This window comes from Leucobacter manosquensis (genome assembly GCF_018304845.1).
Taxonomy (GTDB): Bacteria; Actinomycetota; Actinomycetes; order Actinomycetales; family Microbacteriaceae; genus Leucobacter; species Leucobacter alluvii.
On sequence record NZ_JAFEVO010000001.1, the window covers coordinates 657,843 to 670,394 of the forward strand.

Here is a 12,552-nt window from a genome sequence, read left to right on the forward strand (position 1 = left end):
AATCTTGAAATGATTTCGCTTGATCTTCACGTGCAGCCGATTTCGACCGGCGGGGGAGCGCCCCCCTATCTTTCGCCCAACGGCTGGGATGCGCTTCCGCATCCGCCGCTAGACGAAGCAGGGTATGCGGTGGAGGAATTTCGGGTGTCAGGAACCGCGCGTCTGTACCGGAACGCCCGCGGCTCGCTCGGTGCATCTGAGCCGTACGCCACTCGGATACTTGCGATCCATCCCCGGAACGACGCGAATTTCAGCGGAGTGGTGCACATCGAGTTGTTTAACCCATCGACGGGCTCTGACTTCCCAATGTTCTGGCCTGATGCGGGGTATCACCTCATGGAGCGAGGAGACGCCTACCTTGGCATCACTTGCAAATCGGTCACCATCGCCGATCTGCGGCAGCGTGACCCTGAACGCTATGCCTCACTCAGCTTCCCCCACGACAGTGCCATCTGGGACATGCTCGGTGCGGTGGCCGCAACCACACACCTTCCCGCTGCGGGAGGATTGCTTCCGGGGTTGCGCACCCCATCTCGGCGCTTTGCCACTGGGTGGTCGCAATCGGGCAGCTTTCTGCGCACATACCTCTCCGAACGACTGCACGAGCAGCACTCGGCGGCTCTTGGCAAGTCGGCTCCTGCCGGTCCCAGCGGAGCACCGATTATTGATGGTTATCTCATCGGGGTGTCGAGCGGCGGCTTCGGGCCTATGGGGTACGTCGAACTGGAGCGCGATGGCGAGATGTCGCTCGACGAGAGCTTCGCGCCGGCGGGCGCGCTCGCGGGCGTTGTCCCCATCGACGATCGCCGCCGCACGATCACTCGACCGCCGGTGCCCGTTATCGAATACCACAGCGAGGATGAAGCGCAGCATCACCTGTGGCACGCCCGCCCTGATAGCGATTTGCCGGGCGATTCTTATCGATGCTACCCCGTTCCCGGTCGAGGGCATGAGCCCGGCCTGCTGCCCACCGCTGCCCGACGCAGTGAGCAGGGGCTCGGTGATGTCCCCGACACAGAGCTGAATGCCGATGATTCACCGCGCAACGAGGGCAGCAAATGGTTGATCGCGACGACAGTTTCGCACCTCGTCGCGTGGAGCGACGGTGTCGCGCCGCCTCGCGCAGACCCGATTCCCTTCGAGGTGCCGCGCGGCTTTGAACGCGATCCCGAGGGCGTTGACTATTCAGGAATCGAGCCAGTTCGCGACAATGATGGTCATGCGATCGGCGGGCTACGCTCACTCGAAATCGATCTCCCGCTCGCCTTTATGCGCGTTGTACCGAGCGAGCGCCACATCATGCCGGCCTGGGAACACGTACCATTTACTCGTGCGGAAGCGGACGCACGGTACGGCGGACCCGACGGATACCGCAATTCAGCGCGACGCCGCGCGGCCGAACTGGTTGACACCGGATGGCTCCTCCCGGAGCACGCCGAGCTGGCTGTGCTCTCGGCCTGCGCTCGGTATCCAGAGGATGACGACCTCAACTGATTGGCTTCCGCGAGGGTTCCGGCGGCGTCGCCGGAACCCTCGCGTCGCAAATCGCGGTGTCGTGTCGTTTATTCCGGGTTTTCATTAGCCTATTCGTCTTCCTCGAGCACTGGATCTGCAGGCAGTACGGGCAATGTCTCAAATTACGTACCGCGATTGTCGATCCAATCCGATGCGCTGGGCGGGGGTGAGCAGCTTCTCCCTGTTCTCTCCCTCGCTCATGCTGCTCTCGAGTACGTGCGTCACGGAGAAACGGGTAGCGAGTTCTCGTTCCGCGAAGGCACCTGCTTTTCCGTGCCCCGCAGAGATTTCGCGATGAAGTGATTGTGCAATCGGAATCGAGGAACGTGCCACCAAGAGACTCGTTTCGCGCCGTCGCTCCGGGATGCAAAAGTCACGCGACCCCTGCTGTCGTTGGGTCAAGCTCCACGCCAGTCACCCGCTGGCCCGGGCGCGCTTGATCGATGAAGGTGCCGGTACCGCACCCGGGCTTCAACACGGGCTCGTCAGCAGGCACTCCGAGCCGGTCAGCGGCGTCCCACATCGCTCTGACGTAGTCGGCGTGCGTGTAGTGCGCGTTCAGGGCCGTGCGCCGTGCGGCACCTCATTCCGTGTGCCTCACATTTCCTGGAGCGCTTCACGATCGGCTGCGTACTTGGTCGAGTTCGGGGCGAACCATTCCGGCGTCGCACCCCAACCGGGGAAGCGACGCAACTCATCGAGTTCTACTTCGTTGGGTTCGCGGCCTTCTCGAAGAAGTCGCTGGAGAGTGCGGACCGCAGACACTCCTCCGCCCATCCGGGAGACTGCTCCGGCTCCGCCTGGGGTGAGGTATGTTCTCTCGCCCTGATCAGCGCTGGATATACCGTGTTGGCGCTTACCGTCCTGGCATCACGGGCCCTACTCGGTCGTAGCCGGTTTGCGGCATATTGCGCACTCTTCTACGCGGGCTGGTTGCCTGTCTGGGGAGGGCTCGCGCTTTCAACGGTTTTCGGTGGCGACGACAGCGCACCGCTGTGGCTTACTGCAGCTTCACCCTTTGCGATCGTCATCGGCATTTCTGTCGCGCTGATCAGCGCAGTTGCCGCGCCGCGATCGCTGCAGAGCTTCGATAAGTGGAAGTGGGTTCCCTCGATCATGTTTGCCGCCCAGGTCGTCATCGTGCTCCTCGATAACTTGCTCGCCCATTCGTGCCGATTCAGGGCGAGATGAGCGGGATTCGGGCGGTGTTCTTCCCAGTTTCGGTGACCGTGACGATGCTGACTCCCATCGCCGTCGGCTTGCTCACTCTGGTCTTCACTGCAGTCACCCGAGACCGCGAGTAGGCGGTCGAACATCTCCGATGCGCGCAAGAACGCTCCCACCGCGAACGCTGTGGGAGCCGAGGGAGTAGGGCGTGCGGGACTTGAACCCGCGACCGATGGATTATGAGTCCAGTGCTCTAACCAACTGAGCTAACGCCCCCTGGGCAACCGTTTCATCTTAGCCGCGGCGCGCATCGATTTCGAGCTCGGCGGCCGCCTGCGAATTCTGCACGGGTGCGGGGACCTCACCGGGGTCGTAGCCCGCCCCGATGAGGGAGGCGGCGCGCTCCGTGTGCTGACTGAAGTCGAGCATGTCCGTGCGAAGTCCGAGGTCTCGGTCGACGTGCAGGGCCATGGAGTGCGCCGCGTTGCGCACGTCTCGCGCTTCGATCGCTCGGAGTACGGCGCCGTGGTCGAGATGCATGGTTTCGATCGTGGTGCCCAGGATCACCCGGCCCTGCGTGCGCGCGCGCTGCAGAACGGAGATGACGCCGAGATACAGGTCGAGCAGCAGTTTGCTGCCGCTCGCCTCGACGACCAGCAGGTGGAATGAGCCGGGGGTCGTGCTTTGCTCGCACGTGATGACTTCGTCTCGTTCCGCGTGCTCATCGCGGAGGGCCGCGGCGCGCAGCGCCTCGAGCTGCGTTTCGCTCCGGTGCACAGCAGCGTGCTGAGCGGCCTCGATCTCGAGGGAGCGCCGGTAGACGAGCACCTCTTCGAGGTCGTGGTCTCCGAGGAACTCGGTGAGCAGCGTGCTCACGGGAGTTCGCGAACGCACGAACGTGCCGACGCCGGGCACGGTCTCCAGCATTCCAAAGGCGGCGAGCGAGCGAACCGCTTCGCGCACGGTCGACTTGCCGACGCCGATGAGCTCCATCAGCTCGGGCTCTCTGGGGATGAGGTCGCCGACGGCCCACGCGCTCGACGAGATTTTCTCGCGCAAGTAGTCGAGGGTGTCTCGCGCCTTCTGCGAGCCCCGCACGGGAGTGGTCATAGCGAACCTCTGGAACCAGGGGATGGATGGTGGGTCAATGCTATCGGACGCGGAACGGGAGAGGAGTGCGTCGATATGCGTGGCGGTGGAACGTTTCGCGCCTCGACGGACGGGTGGCCACATCAGATGTACAGGGCGCCGAGTGATAGCGTGCTGCTGATACCGCGCGTCCAGGCCTCGCGCCTGGCGTTCGGCGGAAGCGATCAGGAGTACGAGCACTGCGTGCTCACGTCAGAAGGGAAGCCGCATGAACGAGGGAGCCCGGCCGCAGGTCGACCACCGGCACGTCGCCGAGGAGATCAATGCAGCGACGAACTTCACGATGTACGCCGTGTTCAAGGAGCACCGCACCCATGCAGACGGGCGGGTTTCAGGGAGCATGGGGGCAGCGCCGGGCAGCGTGCCGGAGGTGCTGGCGGCCCTTGAACGCATCGACGGACTCGTCACCCGCGGCTGGTACGACATCTCCGGCTTCCGGGCCGACGCCGACCTGCTCGTCTGGTGGTATGCGTCGACGACGGACGCACTGCAACTCGCGTACCGAACGCTCTGGGAGTGGAGCCGGGGGCGCCTCTCTCCTGTGTGGTCGAACATCGGCGTGCACCGAGCAGCAGAGTTCAATCGCGGCCACGTGCCGGCGTTCCTCGCCGGTGACGCGCCGAAGGAGTTCTTGTGCGTGTACCCCTTCGTGCGTGGCCGCGACTGGTATCTCCTCCCCGACGCCGATCGCGGCAAGATGCTGCGGGAGCACGGCATGGCAGCACGGGATTACGGCGACGTGCTCGCCAATACGGTCGCGTCGTTCGCTCTGGGCGATTACGAGTGGTTGCTCGCGTTCGAGGCGGATGACCTGGTGCGCATCGTCGACTTGATGCGCGAGCTGCGTGCCACCGAGGCGCGGCGTCACGTGATCGAGGAGACGCCGTTCTTCACCGGCCCGCGCCGATCCGCGGAGCTGCTGCTCGGCCGCGTCATCGGCTGACAATCCCGCGCTTCATCTGGGAAATCCGGGCGTATTAAGGGAGCCTTGCCTTCCTTGCGCACGTGAGAAATCGGCGTAATGTGAAGGGTAATCAGTCACACGAACGAAAGGGATCCACTCGATGTCTACTAAGCAGATCACTGTTCCCGCAGCTCAGGGCGACCTCCACCGTCCCTCCGGTGTGGCTCAGTACCTGACCCCCGTCGTGCACGACCTCATCGCGCTCGCCGTGAATGGCAAGCAGGCTCACTGGCACGTCCGAGGCGAGAACTTCATCGGCGTGCACGAGTACCTCGACACCGTGGTGTCGAATGCGCAGAACGCGGCGGACACCGTCGCTGAGCGCATCGTCGCTCTGGGCCTCCCCGTCGACGCACGCCTCGGCACGGTCGCGGCGCGCGCGACCACCCCCGAGTTGAGCGACGGTTTCCAGCAGTCGAAGGTTACCGTGCGCGAGGTCGTCGCCCAGATCGATGCGACGCTCGCAACGGTGTACGCCGCGGTGAAGGGGCTCGACGACGTCGACCTCGTGAGCCAGGATGTGGTGATCGCGATCGCGCAGGAACTCGACAAGGATCGCTGGTTCCTGTCGTCGCACTTCGCAGAGTAGTTCGCGGTCGCCGGTTGCGGCGCCCTCTAGGCGCGGGCGTGGTCCCTTTGGGGATCACGCCCGTTTTTCGTGTCTTCACATCAGATGAATGTGTGGTAAATTCCCCGTGTAAGGGCAGCCTTACTCAAGTCCTATCTTTGAGGAAGGTTCGTAGCCGATGGTCGGAACGTTGATGATCGGGCTCCGTGAGGGGCTCGAAGCGGCGCTCGTCGTCAGCGTACTGCTCGCGTACGTCACGCAGCTCGGTCGGCGGGATGTCGCCCGCAAGATCTGGTGGGGAGTCGCTGCGGCGATCCTGCTGTCCTTGATCGTCGGCGGCGTGCTGACGTTCGGTGCCTATGGTCTGTCGTTCCAGGCGCAGGAGATCATCGGGGGATCGCTCTCGATCCTCGCCGTCGTCATGGTCACCTGGATGGTGTTCTGGATGTTGCGGGCCGCGCGCGGCCTGAGCGCGGAGCTCCGTGGGCAGCTGGATCGCGCCATTGTCGGGGGAGGCTGGAGCGTCGCAGTGCTCGCCTTCGTCTCCGTCGGCCGCGAGGGCCTGGAGACTGCGTTGTTCATCTGGGCCACGACTCGCGCGAGTCAGCTCACACCGCTGCTGGGATTCGCGATCGCCGTCTCCGGAATCGTCGTCGCCGTGGTGCTCGGCTGGGCGCTGTTCCGGGGGATGATCCGGATCAATCTCACGAGGTTCTTCAGATGGTCCGGAATCCTGCTCATCGTGTTCGCGGCCGGTGTGCTCGCATACGGAGTGCACGACTTGCAGGAGGCCGGCGTGCTGCCCGGGCCGTTCGCGGAGGCGCCTCCGGGAGCCGGTGCGTTCGCCGCCGCATGGTTCGGCGATGCCGCGTGGGCTTTCCGCATTCCGCACATCATCGCTCCCGACGGTTTCCTCGGCGCGCTGCTCAAGGGGATCTTCGGATTCTCGCCCGAGATGACCAAACTCGAGGTGATCGCTTGGTTCGCGTACCTCGTTCCGACACTCACGCTCTTCCTGCGCGCGTCCTTCGCCCAGGATCGCCATTCCCGTCAGCTTCGCGCGGCCGCCGCAACGGCGCCTGTGCTCTCGAAAGGAACTCCGTGACACACGTTCTCACCCTCCGACGCGCCTCCGGCGGACTGCTCGCCGTCGCAGCCGGCGCTCTCCTGCTCACGGGCTGCGTGCCGAACGCCGCGCCGAGTGCCGACGCGATCGCCGTTACGGCGAGCGACTCCGATTGCAGTGTCGATGCAGCCGAAGCGGCCAGCGGGACGGTCACCTTCAGCGTGCAGAACGACGGATCGAAGGTGAACGAGTTCTACGTGCTGGGCAGCAACCAGCTCACGATCGTCGGAGAGGTCGAGAACATCGCCCCCGGATCGAGTCGCGATCTCACGGTGCAGGTGGGCCCGGGCGACTACTACACCAGTTGCAAGCCCGGGATGATCGGCGCTGGCGTTGGGCAGGCCGCGTTCACGGTCACGGGGGACGCCCTCGAGACCACGCCGGAGAACGAGGCCGTCGTCGCGCAGTACGTGGGGTACGTCAAAGCTCAGAGCGAAGAGCTGCTGCCCCAGGTGCAAGCCTTCGTCGATGCGTACGCTGCGGGGGACGATGCGGAGGCGAAGCGTCTCTTCCCGCTGGCGCGCATCAACTACGAACGCATCGAACCGACCGCCGAGCAGTTCGGCGACCTGGACCCCAAGATCGACTACCGCAAGCCAGGCGCCGACGAGGAGGGAATCGAGTTCACCGGCTTCCACCGCATCGAGATGGACCTCTGGAATGATGCCGCTGTGGCGAACGGCGACTACCCGGGCGACCCCGACTTGACTCCGCTCACCCCCGAGGAACGCGCGGAGCTGGGCGAGAAGCTCGTGGCCGACGTCACGGAGCTGAAGGAGAAGGTCTCGTCACCCGACTTCACGTTGACCATCGCCGATATCACCGAGGGCGCCAAAGGTCTGCTCGACGAGATCGCGGCGCCTGATGGCAAACTGCCCGGTGAAGAGAACGAGTTCTCGCATACCGACCTCTACGACTTCACGGCGAACGTCGAGGGCGCGCAGGTCGCTTTCGATACCGTGCGGGAGACGGCGGTGGCCAATGGTCATGCCGACCTGGTCGACGAACTGGACCAGCGCTTCGAGGATATGTTCGCCCTGCTCGCCACCTATGGCGACTACGACGACGGCTTCGTCTTCTACGACACGGTGCCGCAGTCGGAGCGCAATGAGCTCGCCGCGCAGCTGAACGCGCTCAGCGAGCCCCTCTCGGAGCTCACCGCGGCGGTCGTGGCGAGTTGACACGATGACTGAAGCATCGCCCGGTGCGGAGCCCCTCCGCCCGTCCCGCCGAAACCTCCTCGGGTTCGTCGGGGCGGGCGTCGCCGGGCTCGCCGCAGGGGCTGCCGCAGGTGGGGTCGCCGCGTCGATCGCGCATACCGGCGGAGGCGGGGCAGGCGGAGGCGGGAGCGTCGTCCCGTTCTTCGGGGCGCACCAAGCTGGCATCACCACTCCAGCTCAGGATCGCCTGCACTTCGCGGCCTTCCGCATGCTCTCGGGCACCACGAGGGACGACCTCGTCGCGCTGCTGCAGGAGTGGACGACGGCCGCTGCGTCGCTCACGAGCGGGCGCTCGATCGGGACGGGGAGCGAACCAGACAATGCGCTGCTGCCTCCTGACGATACCGGCGAGGCCGAGGGGCTGCATGCGGCGCATCTGACGCTCACCTTCGGTGTGGGGCGCGCGCTCTTCGACCCGCGCGACGGGATCGACGATCCGTACGGTATCCGTGCACGGCTGCCGCAGGCGTTCGAGCCGCTGCCGTCTTTCGCCTTCGACTTGCTCGAGCTGGACCAGAGTGACGGTGATCTGTGCGTGCAGGCCTGCGCAGACGACCCGCAGGTCGCCGTACACGCGATTCGCAACCTCGCCCGCATCGCAGCGGGCAGTGCGCACCTGGTCTGGAGTCAACTCGGGTTCGGGCGAACGTCGTCGACCACCCGAGCGCAAGACACCCCGCGCAATCTGTTCGGCTTCAAAGACGGCACGGCGAACGTCATGTCGGAGGAGCGGGAGGCGCTCGACGAGTTCGTCTGGGCGGGGAGCGAAGCGCCCGCGTGGATGCACGGCGGGAGCTACCTCGTCGCACGGAAGATCCAGATGACGATCGAGACCTGGGACCGAGCGTCGCTGGGGGAGCAGGAGCGGATCATCGGCCGCACCAAGCTCGCTGGAGGCCCGCTCTCTGGCGGCGATGAATTTGCCGCAGCCGACTTCACCGCTGCGGATGCGGTGGATACCGCGTCTCCCGCCATCGACATGGCCTCGCACCTGCGCCTGGCGCATCCCACGAACAATGCCGGGGTGCGCTTGCTGCGTCGCGGATACAACTACGTCGACGGATCGAACACTCTCGGACAGTTGGGTGCCGGGCTCTTCTTCATTTCCTACCAGCGCGATCCTGCAGCGTTCGTGCGCGTCCAGCGGTCGCTGAAGTCCGATCTCCTGAACGAGTACATCAGGCACATCGGCTCGGGACTCTGGGCGGTGCCGAGAGGTGTACGGCGGGGTGAGTACCTGGCTCAGGCGCTCTTCGAATAGGTCGGTGCGCCAGCAGGGGGTTCGGGTGGCATCGCCCCGCGATGCCCCCGACGGGAGTCCAGATACTCCTCGACGAAACGGCCGAGCACCATGTGCGACGCGCGAACGTCCGCGGCCTCAGCGGTCGCGATGATGGTGTCGACCTGGGACGGTTCGAAATAGCCGTGCCCGGCGTACGAGCGCACCCGCGAGGTGAACGCGGCGGTGTCGAGTTCGGGGTGGAACTGCGTCGCATACACATTCTCGCCCACTCGAAACGCCTGTACGGGGCAGGTCGGCGAACTGGCCAGGACCGTGATGCTCGGAGGCACCTCGCTGATGGCCTCCTTATGCCCGACGAAGGCATCGAACGAGGGCGGGAGCTCGTGCAGAAGCGCGTCGGTGCGTCCTGCCGCCGTCAGGCTGATGCGGACCGCTTGGGAGGGTTCGCCATACGTCCGGTCGACGCGGGCTCCCTGGTGGGACCCGATGGTGCCGACGCCGTAGCAGACTCCGAGGAACGGGAAATCGCGACGGACGACGTCGTCGAGCAGGGCGGCCAGCTCGCGTTCGACGCGTCGTTCCGTCGCCGACTTGCGATCTTCCGGCTCGCTGACGGTGAACGGGCTCCCCGCGAGGATGATGCCGGAGTACCGCGCGAACTCGATCGTGCCGATCGGCGCGCGATCGGCACGAATCCATTCGAGCTCATCGGGCAGCAGGCCGGTCAACCGGCAGTACGCGGCGTGCTCATGCGCAGCGACGTCGTCCTCGCCGCGCGTGGTGATGAGCAGGAACGGCTTCATCCTTCTACCGTACCGCGCGCGAGGCGGACGCCGTCCACGCCGCGTCATCCGCGGTCACGGGCGACCTCGCCCCCGGTCCTACTCGTACGAGCGGATCGCGAGGACCGCGTTGTGACCGCCGAAGCCGAACGAGTTCGAGATCGCGAGCTGCGGCCCGTCGCCGAGCGACTGCTGGTCGCTCGAGACGGTGAGCGGGATCTCAGGATCCTTCGATACGAGGTTGATCGTGGGCGGGGCGATGCGGTGCTGCACCGCGAGCACCGTGAAGATCGCCTCGAGCGCACCCGTGCCGCCGAGCAGGTGGCCGGTCGCGGCTTTCGTCGCCGATACCGGGATCTCGTTCACGCGGTCGCCGAAGACGTTGCGCAATGCGGTGTACTCCGCGATGTCACCCACCGGCGTCGACGTGGCGTGCGCGTTGATGTGCGTGACGTCGTCAGCGGTCGCGCCCGCCTGCTCCAAGGCGAGCTCGACGGCGCGGCTCGCACCCTTGCCTTCCGGGTCGTTCGCGGTGATGTGGTACGAATCCGCGGTCACTCCACCGCCGGCGATCTCCGCGTAGATCTTCGCGCCGCGTGCGAGCGCGTGCTCTTCGGTCTCGAGCACGAGCGCGCCAGCGCCCTCACCCATGACGAAGCCGTCGCGATCGGTGTTGTACGGGCGCGACGCCGTAGCGGGGGAGTCGTTGCGCTTCGACAGCGCCTGCGCCGAGTTGAAGGAAGCGAGCGTGATGGGGTGAATCGCGGCTTCAGCCCCGCCAGCGATCACGACATCGGCGAGCCCGAGCTGGAGATGCTCGTATGCGTTCGCGATCGACTCGGTGCTCGATGCGCAGGCCGAGGCGACCGTGCGCGCGTATGCACGAGCCTCGAGGTGCATGGATACGGCTGCGGCGGGAGCGTTCGGCATGAGCATCGGAACCGTGAGCGGCATGACGCGGCGCGGGCCCTTCTCACGCAGGGTGTCCCAGGCGTCGAGGAGGGTCCACAGGCCGCCGATGCCGGTCGCCCAGTCCACGCCCAGGCGCTCCGACTCGACGCTCGGGCTGCCCGCGTCGGCCCACGCCTCGAGCGCGGCGACGAGAGCGAAACGACTCGACGGGTCCAGGCGCTTTGCGACGGGACGCTCGAGCACCTCAGCCGGGTCGACCTTCGCCGTGCCAGCGAAACCGACTGCGAGGCCGTACTGCTCGACCCAGTCGTTCTCAAGCGTGCGAACTCCGGATTCTCCGGCGAGCAGTGCTCGCCAGCTCTCGGGAGCCGTTCCGCCGAGGGGTGAGGAGGCTCCGATGCCGGTGACAACGATCTTCTTCGTCATGATGTTCGTGCTCCGCGTTCTGAGTGGGGCTGAAGTCGAGGGAAAGTTGAGGGAGGAGCGAGCGCGGCGGGCCCTGTCGGGTGGACGTGTCCGTTGACCGCCGCGCTCCGCTCGATACCGCGTGCTTAGGCCTGAGCCTTCACGATGAAGTCGACGGCGTCGCCGACGGTCTTGAGGTTCTTGACTTCCTCGTCGGGGATCTTGACGTCGAACTTCTCCTCTGCGTTGACGACGATCGTCATCATCGAGATCGAGTCGATGTCGAGGTCGTCCGTGAACGACTTGTCGAGTGCGACGACGTCCGCCGCGATGCCGGTCTCATCGTTGACGAGCTCGGCCAGACCTGCGAGGACCTCTTCATTGCTGAATGCCATTGTGTGTTTCTCCTTGATCGGGGTTTCGGTCGGTGAAAAGTGTATGTCGCGCAGCGGGGTGCGCGGGTTCGACGCGCGAGGGGAGCGCGTCGTGGCGGTGTCAGGGAATCTCGATGACCTGGGCGCCGTAGACGAGGCCTGCACCGAATCCGATGGTCAGTGCGAGCCCTCCGGAGAGCTCGGGCCGTTCCTGCAGCAGCGCGTCCAGCGCGAGCGGAATCGATGCTGCTGAGGTGTTCCCCTGCATCTCGATGTCACGGGCGATGGCCACCGACTCCGGCAGCTTCAGCTGCTTGGCGAACTCGTCGACGATCCGCATGTTGGCCTGATGGGGGATGAAGGCGGCCAGATCGGAGGCCTCGATACCGGAGGCCTCGAGCGTTTCGCGCGCGACCTTCGCCATCTCCCACACGGCCCACCGGAACACGGTCTGGCCGTCCTGACGGAGTGTCGGCCACGCGACGACTCCGGGGTTGCTGCGGTACTCCTCGAAGGTGGACGTCACGCGAATGGCGTCCCACTTCTCGCCGTCTGATCCCCAGACGGTCGGGCCGATGCCGGTGTGGTCGCTCGGGCCGACGACCACAGCGCCGGCGCCGTCGGCGAGCAGGAAGGAGATGCTGCGGTCCGTCGGATCGACGATGTCAGAGAGCTTCTCGGCGCCGATGACCAGCACGTTGCGGCACACGCCCGAACGCACGAGTGCGTCTGCCTGCGCCACGCCGTAGACATACCCGGCGCACGCGGCAGAGATGTCGAAGGCCGCCGCCGGTGTGAGGCCGAGACGGTGAGCGGCGAGAGACGCCATCGAGGGAGTCACTGCGACGTTCGAGATGGTCGCGATGATGACTCCGTCGATCTCTGCGCGATCGAGACCCGACCTCTGAATCGCGGATTCCGCCGCCTCGACGGCGAGGTCGACGGCTCCGATCGAACGGCTCGCGCGTCGCCGCTGCACGATGCCGGTGCGCTGGCGGATCCACTCATCGGAGGAGTCGATCGGGCCGACGAGATCGTCGTTCGGGATATCGAGGTCGCCGCGTGCGGCGCCGATGGAGAGGATGCGGGAATGAGCAGGGCCCGAGGGCTGCACGAGAGCAGGCATG

Annotated in this window: 12 protein-coding genes and 1 tRNA gene; 6 read left to right on the forward strand and 7 right to left on the reverse strand. The window is 65.7% G+C overall.

Features of this window, described 5'->3' with window-relative positions; genetic code table 11:
- Positions 1–9 precede the first annotated feature (9 nt).
- Positions 10–1,494 carry an alpha/beta hydrolase domain-containing protein gene (locus JSQ98_RS03045; RefSeq protein WP_211648324.1) on the forward strand — a complete coding sequence of 495 codons (1,485 nt, stop codon included), beginning with the start codon at positions 10–12 and terminating at the stop codon, positions 1,492–1,494.
- A 941-nt stretch (positions 1,495–2,435) separates the two neighbouring features.
- Here the strand turns inward: JSQ98_RS03045 and JSQ98_RS03050 are convergent.
- The 3 genes from JSQ98_RS03050 to JSQ98_RS03060 form a co-directional block, all read right to left on the reverse strand.
- Positions 2,436–2,654: a hypothetical protein gene (locus JSQ98_RS03050; protein WP_211648325.1), complete on the reverse strand. Its 219-nt coding sequence runs from the start codon at positions 2,652–2,654 to the stop codon at positions 2,436–2,438.
- A 230-nt stretch (positions 2,655–2,884) separates the two neighbouring features.
- Positions 2,885–2,958, reverse strand: a tRNA-Ile gene (locus tag JSQ98_RS03055).
- Between the two features lie 18 nt (positions 2,959–2,976).
- Complete coding sequence (locus tag JSQ98_RS03060) at positions 2,977–3,792, reverse strand: FadR/GntR family transcriptional regulator (protein WP_211648326.1); 816 nt, start codon at positions 3,790–3,792, stop codon at positions 2,977–2,979.
- Positions 3,793–4,039: 247 nt separating this feature from the next.
- Between JSQ98_RS03060 and hemQ the strand changes: the two genes are divergently transcribed.
- The 5 genes from hemQ (at position 4,040) to efeB (ending at position 8,970) form a co-directional block, all read left to right on the forward strand.
- On the forward strand, positions 4,040–4,774 hold the full coding sequence (gene hemQ / locus JSQ98_RS03065; RefSeq protein ID WP_211648327.1) for a hydrogen peroxide-dependent heme synthase: 735 nt from the start codon (positions 4,040–4,042) through the stop codon (positions 4,772–4,774).
- Positions 4,775–4,895: 121 nt separating this feature from the next.
- The gene (locus JSQ98_RS03070; RefSeq protein ID WP_090148718.1) at positions 4,896–5,384 is read left to right on the forward strand and encodes a Dps family protein; all 489 of its coding nucleotides are present in this window, start codon (positions 4,896–4,898) and stop codon (positions 5,382–5,384) included.
- A gap of 157 nt (positions 5,385–5,541) precedes the next feature.
- Positions 5,542–6,468 (forward strand): iron uptake transporter permease EfeU, encoded by a 927-nt coding sequence (efeU, locus tag JSQ98_RS14970; protein WP_234037042.1) that lies wholly within the window; start codon positions 5,542–5,544, stop codon positions 6,466–6,468.
- The gene (efeO, locus tag JSQ98_RS03075) at positions 6,465–7,670 is read left to right on the forward strand and encodes an iron uptake system protein EfeO (RefSeq protein WP_346728707.1); all 1,206 of its coding nucleotides are present in this window, start codon (positions 6,465–6,467) and stop codon (positions 7,668–7,670) included. The genes efeU and efeO overlap by 4 nt, the downstream gene beginning before the upstream one ends.
- A 4-nt stretch (positions 7,671–7,674) precedes the next feature.
- Entirely contained in the window at positions 7,675–8,970 is a 1,296-nt protein-coding gene (efeB, locus tag JSQ98_RS03080; RefSeq protein WP_211648331.1) for an iron uptake transporter deferrochelatase/peroxidase subunit, read from the forward strand.
- Here efeB and JSQ98_RS03085 read toward each other — a convergent pair.
- The 4 genes from JSQ98_RS03085 to JSQ98_RS03100 form a co-directional block, all read right to left on the reverse strand.
- Positions 8,952–9,755 carry a glutamine amidotransferase gene (locus JSQ98_RS03085; protein WP_249290712.1) on the reverse strand — a complete coding sequence of 268 codons (804 nt, stop codon included), beginning with the start codon at positions 9,753–9,755 and terminating at the stop codon, positions 8,952–8,954. The genes efeB and JSQ98_RS03085 overlap by 19 nt on opposite strands.
- Before the next feature lie 78 nt (positions 9,756–9,833).
- Positions 9,834–11,072: a beta-ketoacyl-[acyl-carrier-protein] synthase family protein gene (locus JSQ98_RS03090; protein WP_200328962.1), complete on the reverse strand. Its 1,239-nt coding sequence runs from the start codon at positions 11,070–11,072 to the stop codon at positions 9,834–9,836.
- Between the two features lie 125 nt (positions 11,073–11,197).
- Positions 11,198–11,446, reverse strand: coding sequence for an acyl carrier protein (locus JSQ98_RS03095; protein WP_010157098.1), 249 nt, complete (start codon positions 11,444–11,446; stop codon positions 11,198–11,200).
- Positions 11,447–11,546: 100 nt separating this feature from the next.
- Positions 11,547–12,551, reverse strand: a complete 1,005-nt coding sequence (locus tag JSQ98_RS03100; protein WP_211648333.1) for a beta-ketoacyl-ACP synthase III — start codon at positions 12,549–12,551, stop codon at positions 11,547–11,549.
- Position 12,552: the final 1 nt, after the last annotated feature.